This window comes from Pseudomonas sp. AF32 (assembly GCF_022342325.2).
Classification (GTDB): domain Bacteria; phylum Pseudomonadota; class Gammaproteobacteria; order Pseudomonadales; family Pseudomonadaceae; genus Aquipseudomonas; species Aquipseudomonas uvaldensis.
On the sequence record NZ_RQJK02000003.1, the window covers coordinates 83,308 to 106,833 of the forward strand.

General features: G+C 62.6%; 18 protein-coding genes. 6 read left to right on the top strand and 12 right to left on the bottom strand.

From position 1 onward, the window contains the following. Positions 1 to 41 precede the first annotated feature (41 nt). Both metE and EGM97_RS04030 read left to right on the top strand, forming a co-directional pair. Positions 42 to 2,354 (top strand): 5-methyltetrahydropteroyltriglutamate--homocysteine S-methyltransferase, encoded by a 2,313-nt coding sequence (gene metE, locus EGM97_RS04025; protein WP_238961020.1) that lies wholly within the window; start codon positions 42 to 44, stop codon positions 2,352 to 2,354. 242 nt (positions 2,355 to 2,596) lie between these two features. Next, on the top strand, positions 2,597 to 3,616 hold the full coding sequence (locus tag EGM97_RS04030; protein ID WP_238961021.1) for an alpha/beta fold hydrolase: 1,020 nt from the start codon (positions 2,597 to 2,599) through the stop codon (positions 3,614 to 3,616). Positions 3,617 to 3,835: 219 nt separating this feature from the next. Here EGM97_RS04030 and EGM97_RS04035 read toward each other — a convergent pair whose 3' ends face one another. Next, complete coding sequence (locus EGM97_RS04035; RefSeq protein WP_238961022.1) at positions 3,836 to 4,717, bottom strand: LysR substrate-binding domain-containing protein; 882 nt, start codon at positions 4,715 to 4,717, stop codon at positions 3,836 to 3,838. 115 nt (positions 4,718 to 4,832) lie between these two features. Between EGM97_RS04035 and EGM97_RS04040 the strand changes: the two genes are divergently transcribed. Next, positions 4,833 to 6,464 (top strand): 5-guanidino-2-oxopentanoate decarboxylase, encoded by a 1,632-nt coding sequence (locus EGM97_RS04040; protein ID WP_238961023.1) that lies wholly within the window; start codon positions 4,833 to 4,835, stop codon positions 6,462 to 6,464. A gap of 142 nt (positions 6,465 to 6,606) precedes the next feature. On the opposite strand, the gene EGM97_RS04045 is transcribed toward EGM97_RS04040, so the two are convergent. Beyond that, positions 6,607 to 7,536: an AraC family transcriptional regulator gene (locus tag EGM97_RS04045; protein ID WP_238961024.1), complete on the bottom strand. Its 930-nt coding sequence runs from the start codon at positions 7,534 to 7,536 to the stop codon at positions 6,607 to 6,609. Positions 7,537 to 7,862: 326 nt separating this feature from the next. Between EGM97_RS04045 and EGM97_RS04050 the strand changes: the two genes are divergently transcribed. Together EGM97_RS04050 and EGM97_RS04055 are read left to right on the top strand one after the other, a co-directional pair. Then, positions 7,863 to 8,216: a putative quinol monooxygenase gene (locus tag EGM97_RS04050; RefSeq protein ID WP_238961025.1), complete on the top strand. Its 354-nt coding sequence runs from the start codon at positions 7,863 to 7,865 to the stop codon at positions 8,214 to 8,216. Positions 8,217 to 8,258: 42 nt separating this feature from the next. Next, positions 8,259 to 8,492: a hypothetical protein gene (locus tag EGM97_RS04055; RefSeq protein ID WP_238961026.1), complete on the top strand. Its 234-nt coding sequence runs from the start codon at positions 8,259 to 8,261 to the stop codon at positions 8,490 to 8,492. Between the two features lie 9 nt (positions 8,493 to 8,501). Here EGM97_RS04055 and EGM97_RS04060 read toward each other — a convergent pair whose 3' ends face one another. The 7 genes from EGM97_RS04060 to EGM97_RS04090 all read right to left on the bottom strand — a co-directional run bounded on the left by EGM97_RS04060 (position 8,502) and on the right by EGM97_RS04090 (position 16,789). After that, positions 8,502 to 9,122, bottom strand: a complete 621-nt coding sequence (locus tag EGM97_RS04060) for a flavin reductase family protein (protein WP_238961027.1) — start codon at positions 9,120 to 9,122, stop codon at positions 8,502 to 8,504. A gap of 147 nt (positions 9,123 to 9,269) precedes the next feature. Next, complete coding sequence (locus EGM97_RS04065) at positions 9,270 to 9,587, bottom strand: hypothetical protein (protein WP_238961028.1); 318 nt, start codon at positions 9,585 to 9,587, stop codon at positions 9,270 to 9,272. A 358-nt stretch (positions 9,588 to 9,945) separates the two neighbouring features. Further along, positions 9,946 to 11,265: an MFS transporter gene (locus EGM97_RS04070; RefSeq protein WP_238961029.1), complete on the bottom strand. Its 1,320-nt coding sequence runs from the start codon at positions 11,263 to 11,265 to the stop codon at positions 9,946 to 9,948. A gap of 279 nt (positions 11,266 to 11,544) precedes the next feature. Continuing rightward, positions 11,545 to 12,690: a CfaE/CblD family pilus tip adhesin gene (locus EGM97_RS04075; RefSeq protein ID WP_238961030.1), complete on the bottom strand. Its 1,146-nt coding sequence runs from the start codon at positions 12,688 to 12,690 to the stop codon at positions 11,545 to 11,547. Then, positions 12,687 to 15,374, bottom strand: coding sequence for a TcfC E-set like domain-containing protein (locus tag EGM97_RS04080; RefSeq protein ID WP_238961031.1), 2,688 nt, complete (start codon positions 15,372 to 15,374; stop codon positions 12,687 to 12,689). Before EGM97_RS04080 ends, EGM97_RS04075 begins: the two co-directional genes overlap by 4 nt. Positions 15,375 to 15,445: 71 nt before the next feature. Beyond that, complete coding sequence (locus tag EGM97_RS04085) at positions 15,446 to 15,943, bottom strand: CS1 type fimbrial major subunit (RefSeq protein ID WP_238961032.1); 498 nt, start codon at positions 15,941 to 15,943, stop codon at positions 15,446 to 15,448. A 93-nt stretch (positions 15,944 to 16,036) separates the two neighbouring features. Next, on the bottom strand, positions 16,037 to 16,789 hold the full coding sequence (locus EGM97_RS04090) for a hypothetical protein (RefSeq protein WP_238961033.1): 753 nt from the start codon (positions 16,787 to 16,789) through the stop codon (positions 16,037 to 16,039). Between the two features lie 329 nt (positions 16,790 to 17,118). On the opposite strand from EGM97_RS04090, the gene EGM97_RS04095 reads away from it, so the two are divergent. Next, positions 17,119 to 17,451: a helix-turn-helix domain-containing protein gene (locus EGM97_RS04095; RefSeq protein WP_238961034.1), complete on the top strand. Its 333-nt coding sequence runs from the start codon at positions 17,119 to 17,121 to the stop codon at positions 17,449 to 17,451. Between the two features lie 43 nt (positions 17,452 to 17,494). Here EGM97_RS04095 and EGM97_RS04100 read toward each other — a convergent pair whose 3' ends face one another. From EGM97_RS04100 to EGM97_RS04110, 3 genes are all read right to left on the bottom strand, one after another. Further along, entirely contained in the window at positions 17,495 to 18,844 is a 1,350-nt protein-coding gene (locus EGM97_RS04100) for a sigma-54-dependent transcriptional regulator (RefSeq protein ID WP_238961035.1), read from the bottom strand. Further along, positions 18,837 to 20,603, bottom strand: a complete 1,767-nt coding sequence (locus EGM97_RS04105) for a sensor histidine kinase (protein ID WP_238961171.1) — start codon at positions 20,601 to 20,603, stop codon at positions 18,837 to 18,839. Before EGM97_RS04105 ends, EGM97_RS04100 begins: the two co-directional genes overlap by 8 nt. An 80-nt stretch (positions 20,604 to 20,683) precedes the next feature. Continuing rightward, entirely contained in the window at positions 20,684 to 23,491 is a 2,808-nt protein-coding gene (locus tag EGM97_RS04110) for an RHS repeat-associated core domain-containing protein (RefSeq protein WP_238961036.1), read from the bottom strand. Between the last annotated feature and the right edge of the window lie 35 nt (positions 23,492 to 23,526).

A 23,526-nucleotide genomic window follows, 5' to 3' on the forward strand; every position in this document is an offset into this window, starting at 1 on the left:
CTGTCGACAATGGCGTCATCTTTTACAGGAGGACGCACACCATGGCCCTGGCCCACACCCTCGGTTTTCCCCGCATCGGCGCCGACCGCGAACTGAAAAAAGCCCTCGAAGCCTATTGGAAGGGCGATCTGTCGGCGACCGCGTTACAAGCGGTGGGCCGCGAGCTGCGGGCCCGGCACTGGCAATTGCAGAAAGACGCCGGCATCGACCTGCTGCCGGTGGGGGATTTCGCCTGGTACGACCAGGTGCTCAGCCATACGCTGGCCCTGGGTGCCGTCCCCGAGCGCTTTCGCACGACGTTGAATGCCCACGGCCAACCGACCCTTGAAACCCTGTTCGCCATGGCCCGTGGCGCCACGGTCGCCTGCTGCAACGCCGATCACGGCCAGACCCGGCACGCCCAGGAACTGACCAAGTGGTTCGACACCAACTACCACTACCTGGTCCCCGAGTTTTCCGCCGGTCAGACCTTTGCCCTGAGCTGGGAGCAGTTGTTCGACGAAGTGGATGAAGCCCATGCCCTGGGGCATCAGGTCAAACCGGTGATCATCGGTCCGCTGACCTACTTGTGGCTGGGCAAGGCCAAGGGGCAGGATTTCGACAAGCTCGACCTGCTGGAGCGCCTGTTGCCGGTCTATGGCGAAATCCTCAATCGCCTGAAGGCCCAAGGCGTGGAGTGGGTGCAGATCGACGAGCCGATCCTCACCCTTGATCTGCCCCAGGCCTGGAAAAACGCCTTCGAGCGGGCTTATCACATCCTGCAGTATTCGCCGCTGAAAAAACTCGTGGCGACGTATTTCAGTGGCCTGCAAGACAACCTCGGCCTGGCTGTGGGCCTGCCGGTGGACGGTTTGCACATCGACGCCGTGCGTGCGCCAGAGCAACTGGGCCAAGTGCTGGATCGCCTGCCGACCTACAAAATCCTCTCGGTGGGCCTGGTCAATGGCCGCAACGTCTGGCGCTGCGAGCTGGAGCAGGCGCTGGCGCAGTTGCGCCCGGCCCAGGAGCGTTTTGGCGATAACCTCTGGGTCAGCACCTCTTGTTCGTTGCTGCACAGCCCGGTGGACCTGGAGCGCGAAGATAGCCTCGACCCCGAACTCAAGAGCTGGCTGGCCTTCGCCGTGCAGAAGTGCGGCGAAGTGGCGGTGCTGCGCGATGCGCTGAACGATCCGCAGGCCCCCGGTGTGCGCCAGGCCCTGGCCGACAGTCGCGACATACAGACCCGTCGCGCCGGTTCGGCGCGGATTCATAAACCCGAGGTCCAGGCCCGCCTCGCGGCGATCGGCCCCCAGGACACCCAGCGGCACTCGCCATTTGCCCAACGCATCGAACAGCAGCGCGCCCGGCTGAAACTGCCGGCCTTTCCCACCACCACCATCGGCTCCTTCCCACAGACGCCAGCCATTCGCCTGGCGCGCCAGGCTTACAAGCAGGGCAAGCTGTCGGCCAATGACTACCAGGACGCCATGCACACCGAGATTCGCCACGCCGTGCAGATCCAGGAGCGTCTGGGCCTGGATGTGCTGGTCCATGGCGAAGCCGAGCGCAATGACATGGTGGAATACTTCGCCGAACAACTGGACGGCTACGCCTTCACCCGTTTCGGTTGGGTCCAGAGCTACGGTTCACGGTGCGTGAAGCCGGCGATCATCTACGGCGATATCAGTCGGCCGAAAGCCATGACCGTCGACTGGATCCGCTACGCCCAAAGCCAGACCGACAAGGTCATGAAAGGCATGCTCACCGGTCCCGTGACCATGCTGATGTGGTCGTTCCCCCGTGAAGACGTGCCGCGCCGGGTCCAGGCGCTGCAACTGGCCCTGGCCCTGCGCGACGAAGTGCTGGACCTGGAGGCCGCTGGAATCGGCATCGTGCAGATCGACGAGGCTGCATTCCGCGAAGGGCTGCCGCTGCGTCGCGGGCAATGGCAGGAATACCTGGACTGGGCGGTGCAAGCCTTCCGCCTGAGCGCATCGGGGGTACGCGACGAAACCCAGATCCACACCCACATGTGCTACAGCGAGTTCAACGACGTAATCCAGGCCATTGCCGACATGGACGCCGATGTCATCACCATCGAAACCTCCCGTTCGGACATGGAACTGCTCGATGCCTTCGAGGCGTTCGACTACCCCAACGACATCGGCCCGGGCGTCTACGACATCCACTCGCCGCGGGTACCGGACACGGCCGAGATGGTCGCGTTGATGAGCAAGGCGGTGAAACGGATTCCTGCCGACCAGTTGTGGGTCAACCCCGACTGTGGATTGAAGACCCGTGGCTGGCCGGAGACCGAGGCGGCGCTGGTGAACATGGTGGCGGCGGCAAGGCAGTTGCGGGCTCAACTGGCCTGAGCCTGCATCTGAGCTTGGATCTGGATCTGGGTGTGGGAGCGGGCTTGCTCGCGAAGAGGGTGGCACTTTCAACAGATTTGCAAGCTGATCCACCGCCATCGCGAGCAAGCTTTGCTCCTACCGCCTCCATCGGGAAACCATTCGGCAATCTTCATCAAACTGTCACGCAACTGTGGCAGCGCGCTTGAACGAATTTCATCAGACTCGCGCTCTACTGGGGTTCTGCGTTTTGGTGTTTCTTCATGCGTGTGTTCATTTTCCTGGCCGTCTTGATGTTCGGCCTGCCGTCCCTGGCGGCGTCTCGTTGTGATGTGAATGTCGCGACCCAACGGGTCGATCTGGAGCAGGTGAGCCTGGCGTACCAGAGCATTGGGCGTGCCTCCGATCCGGCGTTGTTGCTGGTGATGGGCTTGGGCGGGCAATTGATCCATTGGCCCGACGAGGTGGTGGTTGCCCTGTGCGAGCAGGGCTTCCGGGTGATTCGCTATGACAATCGGGACGTGGGCTTGTCCACCTGGCGCCAGGCGCCCGGCAGCGCCAACCTGACGTTCGAAGCCTTGCGCTACAAGTTGGGCTTGCCCGTGGCGGCGCCTTACACCTTGACCGACATGGCCGACGATGGACTGGGATTGATGGACGCATTGCAGGTGCAACGCTTTCATGTGCTGGGGGCGAGCATGGGCGGCATGATTGCCCAGCACATGGCGGCCATGGCGCCGCAGCGGATCGAGAGCCTGACCCTGATCATGACCAGCTCCAGCGCCCAAGGCTTGCCGGCGCCCAGCGAAGCGCTGGTGCAATTGTTGTCCCGTCGCAGCGCGCCGAATCGTGAAATGGCCCTGGAGCAGCAGGCCGACCTGTTGGCCGCCCTGGGCAGCCCCATGGTGGTCGACGACCGCCAGGCGCTGCTGCATCAGGCCGCCGTGGCCTATGATCGGGCTTTCAATCCAGAGGGTGTGAAGCGGCAGATCATGGCGATCATGGCGGAGCCGAGCCGGGTGGCGTTGCTCAACCAACTACAAGTGCCGACCCTCGTGGTCCATGGCACCGCCGACCCTTTATTGCCGGTCATGCACGGCGTGCATCTGGCTGCGCATATCCGTGGCAGCCGGTTGAAACTGATACCGGGCCTGGCCCATCGATTCCAGGAAGCGTTCAAGGAACCCTTGTTGGGGGCGGTGCTGCCCTATTTGCGCGAGCATCGCGAAGACACGTCGCACTGGGCGCAAGTCGAGCCGGCGCAAGTGCCTAATCTGCTCTAGCTATTTCCTGCGGCAAAAAGAATTATCTGTAGCAAGGGGATCATCTGTGGCAGAGGGATCATCTGTGGCGAGGGGATTTATCCCCGCTGGGTTGCGGAGCAACCCCAAAACCTGACGTCTCGCGGTGTCAGGCTGAGCAATTTAAAAGTCATGGGCCTGCTGCGCAGTCCAGCGGGGATAAATCCCCTCGCCACAGGTAAATTCCTCTTCCCAAGACAGCTACCGCGCTTGGGCCTGCTCCGCCAACCACCCCATCAATTTCTGCAGCGGTCCTGACGCCTGAGGCTTACGCGGGTACACCAAGTGATAGCCCATCCCGGTCCGAACCTTCAGCTCGAACGGCATCACCAGCCGTCCGGCGTTCAGGTCTTCGCCGATCAGTGACCAGTCGCCAATCGCCACGCCCATGCCCTGGGACGCCATGGACATCGCCAGGTCCAGGGTTTCGAAGTGCTGACCCTTGCTGATGTTCGTCAATTTCACTTGGGCAGCGTCCAGCCAGGTATTCCAGTCACGCTCATCCGTCGTGGGGTGCAGCAGCAGGTGCTGTTGCAGATCGGCGGCTGAGCGCAGCGGCACGGGGCCTTCCAGATAAGGACGGGAGCAGACGGGCGTGAGTTGTTCATCGAACAGATGCACCGACCCCAGGGACGCGTCCGGCGGCGGCCCATAGACCACCGCGGCGTCGAAGGTTTCGCGTTGGAAGTCGACCCCATGCCTGATCGTGGTGGTCAGCGCCACGGGCACATCCGGCCGTTCCTTCTGCCATTGCACCAGGCGTGGCAGCAACCAGCGCAGCACACAGGTCGGGGCCTTGAGTTGCAGCACCTGACGTTTCTCACCGATCTGTTGCACCGCCTCGTCGATCAAACCGAACACCTGCTGGACCCGTGGCAGCCATGCCTGGCCCTCCGCCGTCAGGCTCAAGCCCCGTGCGTGACGCTGGAACAGCGTATAGCCCAGATGAGCCTCCAGCCCGGCGATTTGCCGGCTTACCGCGCCCTGGGTGATGTGCAAATGTTCAGCCGCCCGAGTGAAACTGCAGCACTGGGCCGTAATCAGGAAGGTATGCAGCGCCGGCAGTGGGGGAAGGCGTTTCATTGTGCAGTCGAGCCATGACGTGAAGACATGGCAAGTATGACTTTTTATCGATTGTTGCGGCTATGGCCCGCCCGTTCCAATAAAGCCGATCCGAGGCAGGAAAAGGCAATCACAAATGTCAACGTGCGGCGAAGTGTTGGTCAAGTTACTCGAAGGTTATGGCGTCGAGCAGGTATTCGGCATTCCCGGTGTGCACACGGTCGAGTTGTACCGGGGGCTGGCCCGCTCCAGCATCCGTCACGTGACACCGCGCCATGAGCAGGGCGCCGGTTTCATGGCCGACGGATACGCCCGGGTCAGCGGCAAACCGGGTGTGTGTTTCATCATCACCGGTCCTGGCATGACCAACATTGCCACCGCGATGGGCCAGGCCTATGCCGATTCGATTCCGATGCTGGTGATCTCCAGTGTTCAATCGCGCAGTCAATTGGGCGGCGGTCGGGGCAAGTTGCATGAACTGCCGAACCAGAGCGCGTTGGTGGGGGGCGTCGCGGCTTTTTCCCACACCCTGATGTCTGCCGCCGAACTGCCGGTTGTGTTGGCCAGGGCGTTCGCCTTGTTCCAGGCCGGGCGGCCGCGGCCGGTGCATATCGAGATTCCGCTCGACGTACTGGTTGAAACGGCAGATGCCTTGCTTGCCAGTACGCCGGTGACCATCAGTCGTGCCGGTGCCGCGCCGGCTGCCGTCGCATCCATGGCCAACCTGCTGGCAAGCGCCCGGCGTCCGTTGATCCTGGCCGGCGGCGGCGCCATCGACGCGGCGGCTGAACTGACCCGACTGGCCGAACACCTGGGCGCACCGGTGGCCCTGACCATCAACGCCAAGGGCCTGTTGCCATCCCGTCATCCGCTATTGATCGGCTCCAGCCAAAGCCTGGCCGCCACCCGCGCGCTGGTGGCCGAGGCCGACGTGGTGCTGGCCATCGGCACCGAGCTGGCCGAGACGGACTATGACGTCACCTTCGCCGGTGGCTTCGAGATTCCCGGCGCGCTGCTGCGCATCGACATCGACCCGGACCAGACCGTGCGCAATTATCCACCGCGCCTGGCGCTGGTGGCGGATTCCCGGGCGGCCGTCCAGGCCTTGCTGGTCGAGCTGAATCGTCTGCCATTGCCGGAGCGCCAGGGCGATTGGGGAAGCACTCGCGTGGCGCGATTGCGCACCGGGCTCGAACGGAATTGGGATGCTCCGACCCAGGCCCAGACCCTGTTGCTCGACACCGTTCTACAAACGCTGCCCGACGCCGTATTTGTCGGTGATTCCACCCAGCCGGTGTACACCGGCAACCTGACTTTCAACCTTGAGCGGCCCCGCCGCTGGTTCAATGCGTCAACCGGCTACGGCACCTTGGGCTACGCGTTGCCAGCCGCCATCGGTGCCTGGCTCGGCGGCACGGACCAGGGCCGGGGGCGGCCCCCAGTCGTGTGCCTGATCGGCGACGGCGGCCTGCAATTCACCCTGCCGGAACTGGCCAGTGCCGTGGAGGCACGCACGTCGGTGATCGTGTTGCTGTGGAATAACCAGGGCTACGAAGAAATCCGGAAATACATGGTCAACCGCGCCATCGAACCGGTCGGTGTGGACATCTACACCCCGGATTTCATTGGCGTGGCGAAAGCCCTGGGATGCGCGGCCGAAGCCGTTGACGACGCAGAGCACCTGCGCGTTGCCCTACTTGCCGCCAGCGACCGCCAGGGGCCGACCTTGATTGAGATCGATCAGGGGAAATGGATGGCGGCATTGTAGAGGGGCTGAGCGGGCCTCATCGCGAGCAGGCTCGTTCCCACAGTTGATTGGCTGTGAGCCTGGATCTTGTAGTCACTGCAGATTCCCTGTGGGAGCGAGCCCGCTCGCGATGAGGTCGGCCCGGCCATCGCAACAAGCCAGATCAAACCGTCAACCGCAACCGCGCCAGATCCCGTAGTGGTGGGGCCCCGAACAACCGACTGTACTCGCGGCTGAACTGCGAAGGGCTTTCATAACCCACCCGATATCCGGCCGCCGAGGCTTCCAGTCCTTCGGCCAGCATCAGCCGCCGGGCCTCTTGCAGTCGCAGTTGTTTCTGATATTGCAGCGGGCTCATGGCCGTCATGGCCTTGAAGCGGTGATGCAGGGTCGAGACGCTGAGGTTCACTTCCCGGGCCAGGTCATCGATGCGCAAGGGTTGTTCGAAATGGCTGTTGAGCCATTTGATCGCCTGGCTGATGCGATGGCTCTGGCTATTGGCGATGGCGATTTCATATAGACGGTAGCCCTGGGGACTGCGCAGCAGACGGTAGAGAATCTCACGGCGTACCAACGGCGCGAGCATGGCGATGTCTTTCGGCGTATCCAGTAATCGCGCCAGCCGCAGTACGGCATCGAGCATCGGCGTGTCCAGGCGTTCGACATACAAGGCACGGCCGGCGGGACGGGTCGGCACGCCCATGGGGCCGGCATCGGCGATCAACGCAGTGATCTCCGCCGGGTCGATGTCAATGCGCAGGGCCAGGACCGGATGCTCGGGCGAGACGTCGGCCATGCAGCCACTCAATGGCATCGACACCGAAACCACCAGGTAATGAAGCGGATCGTAGTTGAACAGTTCATCCGCCAACCGTACCTGCTTGCTGCCCTGGGCCATGATGCACAGCGCCGGTTGGGCCAGCACCGGAGCGAAGTCGCGGGGGCGGGTGTGGCGTGACAGGTTCAATGAATCGATGGCCGTGGAGTAATTGCCATCTTCACCGGTATTTCGATCGATGATCGACGCCAGTTCAGCGCGCTGCTGTTCCAGATAGGTGTCCAGCGGGACGTGGGCGTGGTCAAGTGGTGACATGCCGGAATCCTCGGGCGATAGGGAAGCCATGGGCAAAGCTTATGTTTGTGCAATGCGTAGCGGTAGTCACATTCTGTTGAAAGCTTGCCTGATCCTGCACGGCTCGCTGTGCTGGAACATCGAATGGCGCGGAAACTTGCTTGAAACCTTTTGTCTCAAATTGCCGGCTGACGGAGAGCCCCTGGCCTTCTTGTGAGTGCCTGGCGCGCAGGATCGTGCAAGCGGTCGGCAGAAATCGACTAACGACCCTGGTCTCGCGGCGCTTAACCTTTGATCCTGTCGCAGCCTGTCCCGGGCTGCACAACGGACTACCTGGGAGGTTGAACATGTCTACACAGATCCCCGTCAGTCACATGGCTTTCGTGCGGGCCCGCGCCGGTTGCTCCAAACCGCTGGGGGCGCGCTTGAGCACACTGATCGCGCCATCGCGCCAGGCCCCCGGTTGCATGCACTTTGCCTTGCAACAATCACAATGCGATGCCGATTTGTGGCTGGTGTCCGGGCTGTGGGCCAACCAACAATCGATGGAGGCGTACTTCAACTCGCCGGCCATGGGTATTTTTTCCGAGCTGGTGCAGGACCTTGTGGTCAGCAGCCTGGATTTCCACACCTTCAAGGACGTGTCCGCCGCCCAGGCGACCGAAGGGAGCCTGGCGACGGTACACAAACTGGCCGGATGAAGGTTTAATGGCGGTCATTTTTCATCGCCCGGATGCGCAGACATGGCACGTAAAGCCTTTGAAACCTTCGAAGCTGTTTCCGCTGTTGTTCCCAAGGAAGGAGGTGGCTATTACGCCGCTATTGCCACCAAGGCCATTGGCGGCTCAGGTGCACCGCGCTTCAACAAGGTGCTTGAAGAACAGACTTTCGAAACCGCAGCCAAGGCCGATGAGGCGGCAGCGGTGCAACTGACTCATCTCAAGGGCGTCGACGACGAGGGCGGGCTGCTCTGGTAACTCCCACCGTTATTTGGGGCGGTGCATCCTGAACAGTGCTTCTGGTCCCAACTGGAAATAATCCGCCGGCCCACCGCCGCGCAGAATCGGCTCGGCGGCCGCCGTGTCGTAGACCCCGTCTTTCAATAGCCATTTGGCGATGTGCACGGCAACCACTTCGCCGAGGATCAGCCAGCTCGGCACCGGTGCCTTGTCCGCACGCTGCAACTGAATGATCTGGGTGACCTTGCATTCGAAGGACACCGGGCTTTCGGCTACCCGCGGTACCTGGATGACCCGCGAGGCTACGGTTTTCAGCCCCGCCAGTTCGAACTCGTTGACCTCAGGCGCAACCATCGCGCAGCTCTGGTTCATCTGCTCGGCCAGCGGGCGGGTGGCCAGGTTCCAGGCGAATTCGCCGGTCTGTTCGATGTTGTTCAGGCTGTCTTTGCGGCCGACGCTGGAGAAACCGATGATTGGCGGGACGTAATTGAACGCATTGAAGAAACTGTAGGGTGCCAGGTTCAGGCGGCCCTCGGCGTCCTGGGAAGAAATCCAGCCAATGGGACGCGGGCCGACGATAGCGTTGAACGGATCGTGGGGCAGGCCGTGGCCGTGGGCGGGCTCATAGAAATGGATGTCATCGGGCATTAGCGGGTGTTCCCTGAAGGCATTGATAGGCCGCTCATAGTGCTAGGCCGCGGTTTTTATTTCCAGAGAAGCAAAAGATCGCAGCCCTCGGCAGCGCCACGGTCATTCCGTCAGGCGCTGCGAGGGCTGCGATCTTTTCGTTATCAATCAACTGATCGCTTCGGCGGTGCCGGTTTTGTCAAAGCCATCGGCTGCAATGGCGTCGGCGGTACCGGTTTTGTCGAAACCATCGGCTGCAATGGCGTCGGCGGTGCCGGTTTTGTCGAACCCATCGGCTGCTATGGCATCAGCGGTGCCCGTCTTGTCGAAACCGTCGGCGGCATAGCTACCGGAATGGTTGCGCTCGATGGCAGCGCTGGCCTCGGAGCCAAAGGCGCCAGAGCCGGTTTTGTCGTAACCGTCGGCGGCGAAGGTGTTGGCAGCCAGTACGGACAGGGTCAGAGCGAGGATCAGTTTGGTTTTCATGGTGTGTACTCCAGGTTCGTTGGCGATGTGTCTTGCATGGGTTGAATGTTACGCCAATTAAATTGATTGAAAATCTCAAAATAGTGCTGATTATGATCGATTAAGTAGATATTAAGGGCGACGCATTAGACGCTTCGCGAGTGGGAGCGAACGTCGCGCGGGGTAATCGATCAGGTAGAGTCAGGGTGCAGGGCAGGGATTAACGGGTGATTAATCGCTGTTTGGAGGCTTGAGACCAGTTGCCTTCAATCGCGGGCAGGGCTCGCTCCCACAGGGACTTGCGTCAACCCTGTGGGAGCGAGCCCTGCTCGCGATGGGGTCATCACAGTCACCATTGCAGTGACTGCAAGTACATCAATCAGTCAGTCACAATCCGCGAATGTTTGCGGGTGTCTTTCATGGTGATGTACACCAGCAGCGACACGGCGATGCAGGCTGTCACGTACCAGTAGTAGCCGGTTTCCATGCCGATGCTCTTGAACCACAGGGCGATGTATTCGGCAGTGCCGCCGAAGATCGATACGGTCAAGGCATAAGGCAGGCCGACGCCCAGGGCGCGGATTTCGGTGGGGAACAGTTCGGCTTTCACCACGGCGTTGATCGAGGTGTAGCCGCTGACGATGATCAGTGCCGCCATGATCAGGAAGAACGCGCCCCACCAGGTCTGGATGGTGTGCAGCGTGGTCAGGATCGGTACGGTGAACAGCGTGCCCAGAATGCCGAAGGCAATCAGGATCGGCCGGCGTCCGACCTTGTCCGACAGCCCGCCGATCACCGGTTGCAGGCACATGAACAGAAACAGCGTGGCGGCGGATATCGTGGTGGAGTCGGAAATGCTCATGCCGACCGTGTTCACCAGGTATTTCTGCATGTAGGTGGTATAGGTGTAGAACGCCAGCGTGCCGCCCATGGTCAGGCCGACCACCGTCATCAATTCCTTGGGATGGCGCAGCAGGGTGCGCATGGTGCTTTCCTTGGACTTTTCCTTCTTGGTGAACGACTCGGTTTCTTCCATGCCGCGACGCAGGTACAGCGCCACGATTGCGCACAACGCGCCGATGGCGAACGGAATGCGCCAGCCCCAGGCGTACAGCTGGTCACTGGTGAGGAACTGTTGCAACACGATCAGCACACCGAGGGCGATGAGTTGGCCGGAGATCAGGGTCACGTACTGAAAGCTGGAGTAGAAGCCACGGCGTTCCTTGGTGGCCATCTCGCTCAGGTAGGTCGCCGAGGTGCCGTACTCGCCACCCACCGACAGGCCTTGGAGCAAGCGGGCCAGCACCAGCAGGATCGGTGCGCCGACGCCGATGGTTTCGTAACCGGGGCTCAGGGCGATGATCAGCGAGCCGAAGCACATCAGGTAGACCGAGGCCATCAACGCACGTTTGCGCCCGGCGCGGTCGGCATAGAGGCCCATCAACCAGCCACCGATGGGGCGCATCAAAAAGCCCACGGCGAAGATCGCGGCGGTGTTGAGCAGTTGGGCGGTGGTGTCGCCCTTGGGGAAGAAAACCTTGGCGAAGTACAGCGAGAATGCGGCGTAGACGTACCAGTCGTACCACTCGACCATGTTGCCGACCGAACCGCTGAAGATCGATTTGATCCGGCTGGCGGTGCTTCTTTCACGGGCGGGCGCGGCAGCCGACCCGAGGGGCAGGGCGTTGGAGTTATCCATTGAAGGATCCTTCGTTTAATTGTTTTTGTGAAGCGCGTGGGAACGCGGCCTGACAGGGCTATAGCAGGAGCTGTGCCAGGCGGTGGAGGGCCGGTTTAGAGGGGGGGACGGGGTTGGGTGAGCGGAAATCCGCTTATTGTTGCCATGGGGGTAAGCAGGAATCCGCTTATCAATGGGGGATGTGTTGTGTGTGCTGGCCTCATCGCGAGCAGGGCTCGCTCCCACAGGGATTTGCGCTAACCCTGCTCGCGATGAGGCCTGTCCAGGCACCACAAAAACTCAGGGCGAAGTCGTCGAAGGTGTGAACTCCAGCTTCAGTTCCCCCCGGTACTGCCCGACGTTCTTGTCGATCTGGTTGAAGGCCGGTGTGTCCAGGGTGATGGGCCACGGCGTGCACACCACCGGGAAGGGCACGTTGGGTAGGCGCACGGCGCGGATGTCGGCGTTGTGGATGCCGGTATGGGTCACCGTCTGCCCCGACGCATGCTGGGTTTCGCCCAGGTTGGCGGTGCGGGTGCGCACCTGGTATTCGATGCGGTTGCGCTCACCCGTGCCGCCCGAGGCATGGTGCACGAAGAAGCGACCCTCCATGCCGGGAACGGGATTGGTGCCTGTGATGCGAACCTCATAGCGCTGACTGTTGGCGTTATAGCCGTCGTAGAGACAGGCATCGACCACGGACTGGCCGGAAACCACGCCGCCGGGCCTGTTGCTCAAGGGGCGGGTGCGCAGGTTCAGGTCCACTTGCGGGGTGCTGATACCGTAGGCGGGCAGGTAGATCTGCACGTTATTGTGGTCGGTGACGTCCAGTTTGAAGTCGATGGTGTAGGTATGGGCGGCTCCGATAGGTTGCGAGTAATACCTTCTTAGCTTCATGACCAATTGCGCCGTCCAGACGCCACCGGCGGGCAATTTGGCGAGTTCCGAGCGAGGAATCCAGAGGGTGGAGGCCGTGCCCGTCGCATCCACTCCTTCGCAGTTACCATGCGAGGTCGAGGTCAGCATCCAAGTGCTGGACCCCCACACTCCACAGGGGCTGTGGATCGGGAGTCTGCGCGTAATGTTGCCGTTGACGGTCAGAACCACGGACAGTCGGCTGCGTTTCTCCGTGAAACGTAACTTTATCTCGGTGGTGCCATATCTGCCTCCGGCGGTGGTCAGGCATTGGCCTGTCGCAGGATCGGTGTTTGACAGACAGACAAAATGCATTGTCTTGTAGCCTGCGCCTTCCACCGGCTGTTCGTGCCAGCCGTGGGTCATCCGCGTCCAGATGTAATGATCGGCGGGCGGGGCCGAGCGGTCGAAAGTGAGCGCCTCGGATTGATAGTGATTGCCGGGATGGATGTCCCCAAGCGCGGGGAGCGCCGCTAACGCGCCAATCATTGCGCCCAGGCGGCGAGCCCAACGGTGAAGGATTGTAGTCATGGCTGGTTTCCCTTGTCTGGCGATAACGCGGCGCTGCGGCGCGCCGTCCAGCGTCCGAGGCGGTCGGGGTCATGGAGATTTTTCGGCAGCGCGTCCAGGGTGGTGCTCTGGCAGGTGAGCGTGCCGACCCGTCGCAGGCTGCTGCGAGCGGTCGCCGATTGCACGGCGCAGGCATGCACGCCGTTGAGGTCCAGGGCGAACAGCGGGGCGGGGTGGTGGTCGAGGTCGACGACAAAGCTGCCGTCTGCGCCCGTTTCGAGCATCGCGGCGTTGAGGATGGCTGCTTGTGCCAGCGGTTTTCCCCGGGCATCCACCAGACGGCCGACGTAGGTGTAGCTGACGCTGGATTCGATGCGTTGTACCGCCAGTTTGCCAGGGGGCAGGAACCAGTCGCGGCTGCCGTTGCCGACGTTCACCGAGCTCAGGTTCTGGCGCGAGGCATCGGCATCGCTGATGCGGGTTTGCGAGGCCTGGAAGCCATTGATGGGAATCAGCCGTTTCTCGCCGAAGCCGATGCTGGTCTGGGCGCCGTAGCCACCGCTGACCTTGGCGGCCGCGCCGCTGGCGTTTTCCGCCGGTGCCGCGACGATGCCGACAGCGGCGCCCGGGCCGGTGCCACCCTGGCCCGGGCCCCAGAAGAAGCCTTCGTCTCCCAGTGCCAGGGAGGAAGAGTGACTGCCGCTCAGCCCAGGACGTGAATGCTGGCGGTCACCGCCGCGCTGCGACACGGCCAGGCTTGTCTCGCCCCAGTTGCGCTCCAGGCGCCCGGCCAGTTCAGCATCCCAGCGGCCAAGATCATCGTAGCCAACCCCGGTGTTCATTTCGTTGCGTCCGTGTTCGCCTTCCCAGACCCGGGTGTGGGCCAGGCTGGTCCTTACGCTGTCGCTGGCATTCTGTTCGCGGCGCGCATCCAGGCCGACGCTGGTGTGGTGGAAGCCGCCGGAGGTCGAGCGCTCGTTCTCGGACAGGCTGAGGCTCAAGTACACGCCGTGATCGGTCGGTCGGTTGCCGCTCTGATTACGAAACGCACCCACGCGGTGGATGAGGTGGAGCGGACCCAGGGAATGCCCGCGGGAGAAACCCACTTGCAGGGTGCGGGCCCAAGTGGCGGTCGTCAGGTCTTCGGTCAGGTCCGGCTCGCCGGGTAATGTATTCCAGTAGTACGAGGGACTCACCTGGGCGTAGCGGTTGTAGCTGTAGCCGGCGCTCAGGGCGCCGCCGGCCAGGGGCAGGGAAGCACTGGCACTCAAGGACTCGTTGCAGCCACTCTGCCGGTAGGCGCGACGGGTGTGTTCGCAGGACGGGCTGCGCAGCGAGTAGCGATAGAGGTTCCAGGTCAGGCCATGATTGAAGGTAAATTGCTGGCTGTTGCCGCTCGCCCCGTCATTGCCCTCCAGGAGGGCGGCCGACAGCGACCAGCTGCTGGCACCCAGCGTGCCGGCCCAATCCAGGCGGCTTTCGTTGAAGAACGCCGTGTCGAGCCAGGTGATGCCGCTGGTCAGCGCCAGGTTGTCCAGCAGGGGAATCCGCAGGCCGGTCTGGGCCACGGCCGCCGGGTCCTGATCGTAAAGGGAGTGCTCGGCCGTGCGTCCACCCTGCAAGAACCACTGCACGGTGTCATCGCCCAGGCCATTGCCGTCGGTGCGGCTGAAGGGCACGGTTTCGGTGCGGGTCACCTGGCCGTTTTCGATCACCCGCAGGGTCACCGGATAGCTGCCGTTGGGGAAGGTCCGGGTGTCGACGTTCTGCACGCCGGCATCGAGGTACGAAGTGGACAGTAATTCTTCGCCGCGAAAGGCATCGACGCGGGCGCGTTGGGTCAGAATCAGGGAGACGGGGGTGCCCTGCCCGACGACGTCGCGATTGAGGTAGGCCAGGGTGGTGCCTACGCGGGCGCCGTCGATGCGGCCCAGGGGCAACAGGCTGAAATTGAAGTTGCCGCCCTCGGCGCTGGACAGGTTGCTCATGTCCATGCGTCCCGCCTGGGCGTAGTGCTCCCGGTCAACGTCCTGCCGGTAATAAGCGTTGTTGAATTCCAGGTTGCTGTCGCTGCCGCGCCTGTTCTGGTTGGCCTGGTAGATCCAGGTGAGCCCCAGGTGACTGCTTTCCCCCAGGCCGAGTGCGCCGAGGCCGCTGGCTCCCAGGGCGCGGTAGCTGTCGGACTGGGCGATGTTGATGTTCTGTCGATGGACGAGGGCGTTCCGGGCCTCGCTCGGCGTGTGCAGTCGAGGGGCCGAGGCCTCGTTTTCCGGCAGCCAGTCCTTGCGCAAGAGCACCTGCAGACGAGCGCCTGCCTCATCGAGGATCACGGCCACCGCCTCGGTTTCCAGATAGCCGCAACTTGCCTCGCTGGCCAAACCATAGGAGCAGGCCAGTTGGCTGTTGCTGGGCAAGGGTTGTGACAGCAAGGGCAACAGTTCCTGGGCAGACACCAACGCACCAGCCTCGACCAACAAGGTAGCGATACGCTCGGGTTGCTGGAATTCGATCCGGCCGGGTCGCACCAGCACCGGGTGCAGGCCGAGATTGCGATTGAACAGGTGCAGTTCGAGTTGTTCCACCTGACCCTCGACCAGGGCTTCGAAACCGGCCGGTACCCGGGTCAGGTCGGCGGGCGCGGCCGATACGGCATCGGCCAGCGCCCACGCAAGGCAGATGGAGAGTGCGGTGAAATGGAGTTTCATACGTGGCCTTGACGAAGAAAAAGGGGAGGTACGACAGCGCCGTACCCCCCCTTCCGGGGAGAACCGGCGGTTTACGGCTGCTGGGTCAGGACCAGGCTGACGATGCCTTCGTAACGACCGGCGTTGGTAATGGCGCCGACAGTGGTCTGGCGGATGTCCAGCATCTGCTCGATGGAGCCGCTGGTCGGGTCACCGCCGGGGAACAGGTCGGCCGCCGACAGGGACACGCCGGTGGTGTTCAACGCCCGTCCGCCGAAGCTGATGGACAGCGGTACGCCAGTGGCGGCGGGATTGGTCATGTTGGCCAACACCGGGTTGGTGATCAGCCGCAGGGTCATGTCCTTGTCCGTGTCGTTGCTGAAGATCCGCGTGCCCAGGCGAGTGGGTTGCAGGCCGGCACCCGGCAGGTAGGCCATCTCCATGGACGCTGGCAGCGGGCTGCCGTCGGACTGGAGCAGTTCGATCGTTGGATCGACATCGGCATAGACCAGAATGCTTTTTTCCACCGCCACGGCGGGCAGTGAGACCAAGGCAGCCAGTGCCAGGGGTGCGAGTTGGAGCAGTTTCATGGGGTGTTGCCTCTTTGCTATGGATGAACGGGGGCCCAACCACGTGCCGGGGCACGTAGCTCAGGTCAAAAAAATTCGTTGGGACGTCGGGCTTTAAGGCAGCACGGCGAGGGTGCGGGGCTGCTTGTCGTCGCTGGTCACGAAGCGCATCAGGACATTGCCGCTGACGCCGGGAGCCGAGACGGGAAGAGTGTTGCCGGGGTACAGGCTGCGATTGACGTCATTCCAGACGCAGTCCTTCTCGCCCTTGACATCGGCGCAGCGGCCGACTTGCAGCACACCGACGCGCAGGGTGCCGTCGTTGCGCAGAACCCCGCCGTTTTGTTGCAGGCTGATGCTGGTGCGTCGTTCGTCCGGCAGCAGGCGCACCAGCGCGCCCCAGATCAGGTTGACACCGATCCTGGGTTGCACGCCTTGGTCCGAAGCGGTTTCGTCCACCAGGTCCGGTGCGGCCACTGGCTCGAAATAGACGCGGTAGACAGTTTCCTCGCTGGGGATCGCCTGGGCGATAATACGAACTGTGCGACTGGCACCGGGAGCGAGTACCGTGCGTTGTGGCGACACGACGATGCCCTGGGTGTCGGTGGGGGACAGGGGGCTTTCGTGTTCGTCCGGTGTGCCGGGGCGCTGAATCCGGGTCACGCTGACCTTGATGTACTGGACCTTGTCCGACTTGGAATGCAATTGGATCTGGCCCACACCGTCCTGCTCGGCGCCGATGGTACTGGTCATCGGGTACACCACCATGTTGGCGGCCGCTGGGGTCGACGTACCCAGGACCAGCGTCAAGAGTACAAGCTTGCTCAAGACAACCCAGCGGGTGGTAAATGTTTGATACAAATGCATGTCCGACCTCAAGTAAGTGAGAAAACCTCAACGTTTTCAGTACGCTTGGTGAAGTGCCTGGCCTCAACCCCTGGACCGGTGGCGATGAAGAGAAAACCTTCGTCCTGGGGCGAGCTATATTTGTGATACTTCCTTTTGTGCTACAGATGCTTCCCTATTTCGTGTAGGAAATTTCCAAAGTAAATTCAGATCCAACGCTCCCGACACGTTGATGACCGTCAATGAGGTGACTTCTCGGACGTTCAGCGTTGACACGAGCATGGTGGCAATTCCTGTGAGGCATAGATGATCGCTGTTTGTCCAAAATATTTTGGTGGGATAGTTACACCATGTCAATAGATTTGGTGGATTATATCCACGTTCGTCTGCGCGAAGAGATTGATCGCTGCGGCATGTCATTGGCGGCGGCGTCCCGTGCCGCGGGGGAATCCAGCCCGCAGCGCTTGAAGGAAGTGGTGTCGGGACGGCAGAAATGTCCGGCCGATCTGGTGGCGAAACTGGCGGTTATTGGGGTGGACGCACAGTACGTCCTGATTGGCGAGCGCGCGCAAGGCGCAAGGTCGCCGTCCTTGGCGCCCGATGAGGAATTGTTGCTGGATGGCTATCGCGCCCTGGATGCGGCGAGCAAGAAAAGGGTGCTTGCCAGTCTGATCTCGGGCTAGGTGGTGTATTCATCGCGAGCAGGCCAGTCCAGGCTCCCCGGCATCAACTGTCCTGCAAGAACATCTCCCGACTCAACCCATGGCGCTGCATTTTTTCATTGAAGGTGCGGCGCGGCAGCTGCAGTTCTTCGAGCACCGCCTTCACATCGCCTTTGTGCCGCGTCAGGGCGGCGCGCAGGCATTGGGCTTCGAACGCTTCTTGCTGGGCGGCCAGGGATTGACCGGGCTCCGTCTGCAAGGCGTGGGGTTGGTCCAGTCCCAATAGCTGGCGTTCGGCGACATTCGCCAGTTCGCGCACATTGCCCGGCCAGTCGTGGCTCAGCAGGTGGCTCAGTTGCGGGCCGCTCAGAGGGGCGGCGGGGCGGCCGAGGCGTTCGGCGGCGCGGTGGGTGAAGTGTTCGAACAACAGCGGAATGTCCTCGCGCCGCTCACGCAATGGCGGCAGGCGCAGCTCGGCAATGTTCAGGCGATAAGCCAGGTCTTCGCGAAAGCGCCCGGCCCGGGCTTCGTCCAGCAGGTCCGGTTTGGTGGCGGCGACGATACGCAAGTCCACGGCAATGCTCTGGTTCGAGCCCAGGCGTTCGAGCTTCTGCTCCTGCAATACCCGCAACAGCTTGACCTGCTGGGCCAGGGGCATGCTTTCGATCTCATCGAGAAACAGCGTGCCACCGTCGGCATATTCGAGCTTGCCGATGCGCTTGCCCTGGGCGCCGGTGAACGCGCCGCTTTCATGGCCGAACAGTTCCGCCTCGAACAGCGGTTCGGGGATGGCCGCGCAGTTCAGGGCCACGAACGGCTTGTTCGCCCGAGGCCCGAAGTCATGCAGGCAGCGGGCAACCAACTCCTTGCCGCTGCCGGTTTCGCCGCGGATCAACACGTTGACCGGCAGTGTCGCCAGGTCCAACACCTGGCGTCGCAGGTTTTGCAGCGCCCGGGATACCCCCAGCAGCGTGCCGTCGAGCCGGGCCCTGGCGTCGGCCTGCTCGTGCAGCCGGCGGTTTTCCAGGATCAGGGAGCGCTTGTCCAGAGCGCGGCGCAGGCTGCCGAGCAGGGCTTCGGGGCTGAAGGGTTTTTCCAGGAAGTCATAGGCGCCGTCGCGCATGGCTTCCACCGCCATCGGCACGTCGCCGTGACCGGTCAACAGGATCACCGGCAGGTCCGGATCGCGCCGTCGCACTTCGGCCAGCAGTTCCAGGCCGCTGAGCCCGGGCATGCGCACGTCACTGAGGATCACACCGGCAAAATGTTCGGGCAGTCTGGCCAGGCATTCTTCGGCACGGTTGAACAATTGCACCTCGAAGCCCGACAGGCTCAGCCATTGCTCGACGGCGCTGCAGATGCTGGCTTCGTCATCCACCACCATCACACGCTTGAGCTGGGATTGGCTAGGCATGCAACTGCGCCTCCTGGTCGATGGGCAAGGTCACACAGAATACCGCGCCGCTTTCATGGTTGTCCGCGCTCAGCCGCCCGCCGGATTCATGGATGATGGCGAACGAAACCGCCAGCCCGAGGCCCAGGCCGTCGCCCACTGCCTTGGTGGTGAAGAAAGGATCGAACACCTGGGCCAGGTGTTCTTCGGCGATCCCCGTGCCGCTGTCGCGCACCGTCAGGCACCACAATAGCTCGTCGGCTTCCAGGCGTATTTCCAGGCGCTTGGCGGGTTGTCCGGCCATGGCATCGAGGGCGTTGCGCAGCAGATTGATCAACACCTGTTCGAGGCGGATCGCATCGCCGCGCACCCATGCCGGGCGGGTGAGGTGCAGCACGGTGTCGACCTGTTCGTCCCGCAGGCGCGTGTCCAGCAATTGCAGTGCCTGGTCCACCACCGCCGCCAGGTCCAGGCGCTCGCGCAGGCCGCTGGGGCTTTTGCGGGCGAAGGTTTTCAAGTGGCCGGTGAGGGCAGCCATGCGGGTCAGCATGTCATCCACCGGTTTGAGGGCCTTGTAGGCGTCATCGACCCGGCCGTGCTCCAGCAGCAGGCGCAGGGTCGCCAGTTGCATGCGCTGGGCGGTCAGCGGCTGGTTGATTTCATGGGCCAGGGCCGCCGACATCTGCCCCAGGGCCGCCAGTTTGGCCGATTGCACCAACCCTTCCTGGGCGGTGCGCAATTCCCGGGTGCGTTCTTCCACCAGGCGTTCGAGTTCGGCGCGGCTGCGTTGGCGCAGTTTTGCCAGGCGCCAGCGCTGGTTGAGAAACAACAACAGGAACACCAGCGCCAGCCACGATCCGGCGGCGGCGAGCCCGGCATTGCGGCGGTCTTCGAAGGCGATCTGAGGCGGACGCAGCAGGTGCAGTGTCCAGCCTTCGGCAGGCAGTGGCAGGGATTCCCACAAATACTCCGCAGCGCCCTCGGGGGCTTCGACCCGGTTCAGATGGCTGTTGTCGTCAAAGCGCCGCAACGGCTCGAAGGACAGCGGTTGCAGCGGCTGCTTGTCGTATTGGCGGGTGGCCTTGAGTTCGGCGCGATCGCTGTCGGTCAGCGGTCGCAGATGGCGATAGCGCCAGCCCGGTCGGTTGGCAATGAAGATAATGCCCCGGGCATCGCTGACCAGCAGGGTGTCACTGCCCTGGCGCCACTCACGCTCAAGCTCGGGAAATTCCAGCTTCACCACCATCGCCCCAAGGAATTCGCCGTTGTCACCGGTCACCGCGCTGGACAGGAAGTAACCTGGAATTCCGCTGGTCACGCCCACTGCATAAAAGCGCCCGGTGCCCTGGGTTCGGGTCTGGAGGAAATAGGGGCGAAACCCATAGTTATGGCCGACGTAACTGCTGGGCAGTCGCCAGTTACTGGCGGCCACGGCCAGTCCGGTGTGGTCGAGCAATTCCAGGGTGGACGACTGCGCCGCGCCGTTGATCTTCTCCAGCTTGTGATTCAGCGCATCCTGTTGCGCTGCGCTGATCGGGCCCTGGAGGGCTGCGCGCAACTCAGGGTCCAGGGCCAGCACGGCGGGCAGGGCACGGTAGCGGTCGATCAGGGTATGCAGGGAATTGGCGTATAGCGCCAATTGCTGGTTCGCACGGCTGGCGTCTTCCTCCAGTGCCTCGCGTTCGGCGTGGCGCACGGCCAGCGTCGCGGCGACGACGGCACCGGCGAGGATCAGCAAGGTGTACAACGACAGACGCAAGGTACGGGAGGTCGGCAGCATGCTGGCGCAAACCGGTAGCAAGTCGGGCGGGCACCATAGCATGCCGTCCGCTGTCAGGGCCAAGGGCGGCCGCCTGCGCATCAGACAGCGGGGATTTTCCGGGGTACCGGAGTCCGACTCGGGCCTTTTCTGTAGAACACGCCATCACCCAGGGAACTCATGGATGTCACAGATTCACGCCTCGATACCGCCTCATGGGTGTCGGGTTTTCCTGGCCTCAGCAGGCTGATCTTTTCGAGCATGTTCATCGTCTGCCAGGTAATGCCAATCAGCGCTTCTATTTCCAATACCTGATCGCGCAACGAACCCTGAACCCTTTCCGGCACCTCTTCCAGCAATCGCTGTTCGGCGATGAGCCTGTCCACGGTGTCGATCCATTTGCCGGCCAGGGCCTTTCGCTCGGCCTTGCCCTTGGTATCCCTGAGCTCGTCGACGTAACCACCCACGACCGGTCCGAGAATGGCGCCGGTTATCGCTCCAGTGGTACTGATGGCGGCGGTGGTCATGCTGAACATACGGTTGGCGCCCTGGGTGACGTCCACGGGCGGCAGCGAACCTCCGCCCGAGGGATCCCAGGAACCGGGCGGCGACCAGCCGGGGTTGAACAGGGTGGCGTGTATCGTCAGTTGTGCGGCGGCGGTAATCAGTGTCGATACGATGGCGGCATTGGCGGGGCTCGATGTGCCAACTGGAAGCAACGCGAGCCCGACCCTTGAGTTCACCGCATCCAGAGCCAACTGCCTGGCCCAGGCCTGCCACGTCTGTGTGGGCTTGGGCAACGGTGGAGGATTGTTGCGTGGATCGGTGACCTGTGTGGGGGCGGCCGCACTTTCCGCTTGGCTGACGGGGCTTGCAGCAGGTGCCGAAGCCGGGGTGATCTGGATGGCTGTTTGTGCCAATTGTGCTGATTGTGCCGCCGTCGAAGGCGGTGGTTGTTTTGTCGTTCCTTGCACATCGATGAAGCTGACCGGGTTATTGCCGACCATTGCGTATCGATTCAGCCCATCCACATTGCCCAGCGGGTCCGGGCCGATCCAGTGCCGCAGCCACGGCGCGTAATAGCGCAGGCCATAGTAGTAAAGGCCGCTGGCATCCATCGGCCGGGCACAATAGCGGATGCTCTTGTAGTCGGCCTCCACGATCGAACGGCTTGCCCACGAAGCGGTGGTCCCAAATGGATGGAATCGTTCGCGGCTGATCAGCAGGCCCTGACCATCGGTTTCCAGTGTGCAGGAGCCCAGGTGATCACCATGGCCGTAGCGCACCTGATAATCCTCTATCCCGGGGTTGCCGCTTGCCCAGTGCAGACAACGGACAGGACCCGGCGCCCCTTCGATCACGATGACTTCCAGGTTCCGGTCGGTATTGTCGTGCAGCTCCAACCCTGGCAGATATCGGCGCTGATCGATCAGGACGGTTTTGTTTGCCTGGGTCGTGCGGGTCGTTCTCAGCCGCTTGCCATCGGCGGCGTAGACAAAGTGTTCATGATCACTGGCGGCGGGGAGCGGACGGGCCACGGTCGTGCAGCGTTCGAGCTGATTGCGCAAGTTGTACAACAACGGCTGGCCGCCGCGCTGCAACAAGCGCTGGTTGCCGCAGGCATCGAAACTGCCGGCAAAGTCGGGTTCGCTCCCGTCCCTGGGCAGTGCCCGGTTACTCTGAGGAGCAATCTCCATTTCCAGCGTCCTGGACTGGCCTGCATGGTCGCTGCGGTGGATCAGGCTGAGCAGGCCGCTGCTGTCGTTATAGGCCATCGCCTGTGAGTAATTGAGCAGCAGGCTGTCATCGATCGGGCTCAGTTCCGGCAGCCCGGGGTGACCAGGGTCCACTTGCGCTTCGCATCCGGTGGCACCCGTCAGCCGATACAGGCTGTCGTAGGTGAACGCCTGGTCCGCCGTGACGCGTCGATTGGCGAAGTAGCGGACGGTAAAGGCCGGGTCGACGATGTTCAGTACGTGACCCATCGGGTCGTAGCGGTAGCGGGTGTGGCGCAGCGTATCGCCGGTCCGGGTTTGCGTCTTGAGCTCGACCACACGCCCGTCGGCTGGATCGTAAGCGGCCGTGTCAACCACGCCGTTACCGCCTGCCTGACGTTCCAGCTGGTTGTCGGCGTTATAGAGAAGGCTGTGATAAAGCACGGCCTCGGGCCGGCCCGCAGGTTTCAAGGCAATGCCGTCCAGTTGACCTGCAATGTTGTAGGAGAAGGTCTGAAGATGCTGGCGTGCGTCGAGTTGGCTGATCAGGTTGCCGGTGCTGTCGTAGGTGCGGCGTGTGGTCAACCGTTCGGGCTCGAGCTGCGGCTCGTTGTCCGCCTCCTCTTGGGACCAGTCCGGTGAGTTCGTTGTATTGATGAATCGTCGGGTTTCGACCAAGGGTTGGCCGTTGAGGTTGTAATCGCCAAGGGTGAGTTGGCCGGCGGGGTCGAGGTGTTCGATGATCCGACCACAGGCATTGCGGGCGGCGGCTTCGGAGGATGAGTCTGCACGGAACAGCCGTTCGGTAGCCTGTTCGCCGGCACCTTCGGCCCGTTCGTACACGGCGATCAATCGCCGCTGCGAGTCGTATTCGTTGCGCAGCCGCGTGCCGCGTCCGTCCCATGTCAGAAGTCTCTCACCCACGAGACCGATCAATTGAACGCGACGGCCCGCATCGACATGACGGCTGGACAGGGAGGCACCCGACAGCGAGTAGACATCGGTCTGGGCCGCAACCGTCAACCGGGCATCCCACTGTTGTGTCACGCGACCGGCGAGATCATGGTGGTACCGGGTGATGAGGCTGCGGATTGGCTGATCGAGCGCAGATCGCAGGTAGTGGACCTGTCGTACCGCCTGGCCTCGTGGATCCCGGGCGACCGTCGTCGGCGTGCCAAAGTGAACGTTGTTCATCGCTGGACGGCCTCCAGGGGATTCGCCGCTTTGAT

Excerpts from the sequence above, each read along its gene's own strand:
- EGM97_RS04090 (WP_238961033.1), bottom strand. The coding sequence starts at position 16,789 with ATGCATTTGTATCAAACATTTACCACCCGCTGGGTTGTCTTGAGCAAG.
- EGM97_RS04075 (WP_238961030.1), bottom strand. The coding sequence starts at position 12,690 with ATGACTACAATCCTTCACCGTTGGGCTCGCCGCCTGGGCGCAATGATT.
- EGM97_RS04050 (WP_238961025.1), top strand. The coding sequence starts at position 7,863 with ATGTCTACACAGATCCCCGTCAGTCACATGGCTTTCGTGCGGGCCCGC.
- EGM97_RS04060 (WP_238961027.1), bottom strand. The coding sequence starts at position 9,122 with ATGCCCGATGACATCCATTTCTATGAGCCCGCCCACGGCCACGGCCTG.
- EGM97_RS04080 (WP_238961031.1), bottom strand. The coding sequence starts at position 15,374 with ATGAAACTCCATTTCACCGCACTCTCCATCTGCCTTGCGTGGGCGCTG.
- EGM97_RS04045 (WP_238961024.1), bottom strand. The coding sequence starts at position 7,536 with ATGTCACCACTTGACCACGCCCACGTCCCGCTGGACACCTATCTGGAA.
- EGM97_RS04105 (WP_238961171.1), bottom strand. The coding sequence starts at position 20,603 with ATGCTGCCGACCTCCCGTACCTTGCGTCTGTCGTTGTACACCTTGCTG.
- EGM97_RS04095 (WP_238961034.1), top strand. The coding sequence starts at position 17,119 with ATGTCAATAGATTTGGTGGATTATATCCACGTTCGTCTGCGCGAAGAG.
- EGM97_RS04055 (WP_238961026.1), top strand. The coding sequence starts at position 8,259 with ATGGCACGTAAAGCCTTTGAAACCTTCGAAGCTGTTTCCGCTGTTGTT.
- EGM97_RS04110 (WP_238961036.1), bottom strand. The coding sequence starts at position 23,491 with ATGAACAACGTTCACTTTGGCACGCCGACGACGGTCGCCCGGGATCCA.
- EGM97_RS04035 (WP_238961022.1), bottom strand. The coding sequence starts at position 4,717 with ATGAAACGCCTTCCCCCACTGCCGGCGCTGCATACCTTCCTGATTACG.
- EGM97_RS04065 (WP_238961028.1), bottom strand. The coding sequence starts at position 9,587 with ATGAAAACCAAACTGATCCTCGCTCTGACCCTGTCCGTACTGGCTGCC.
- EGM97_RS04040 (WP_238961023.1), top strand. The coding sequence starts at position 4,833 with ATGTCAACGTGCGGCGAAGTGTTGGTCAAGTTACTCGAAGGTTATGGC.
- EGM97_RS04100 (WP_238961035.1), bottom strand. The coding sequence starts at position 18,844 with ATGCCTAGCCAATCCCAGCTCAAGCGTGTGATGGTGGTGGATGACGAA.
- EGM97_RS04070 (WP_238961029.1), bottom strand. The coding sequence starts at position 11,265 with ATGGATAACTCCAACGCCCTGCCCCTCGGGTCGGCTGCCGCGCCCGCC.
- EGM97_RS04085 (WP_238961032.1), bottom strand. The coding sequence starts at position 15,943 with ATGAAACTGCTCCAACTCGCACCCCTGGCACTGGCTGCCTTGGTCTCA.
- EGM97_RS04030 (WP_238961021.1), top strand. The coding sequence starts at position 2,597 with ATGCGTGTGTTCATTTTCCTGGCCGTCTTGATGTTCGGCCTGCCGTCC.
- metE (WP_238961020.1), top strand. The coding sequence starts at position 42 with ATGGCCCTGGCCCACACCCTCGGTTTTCCCCGCATCGGCGCCGACCGC.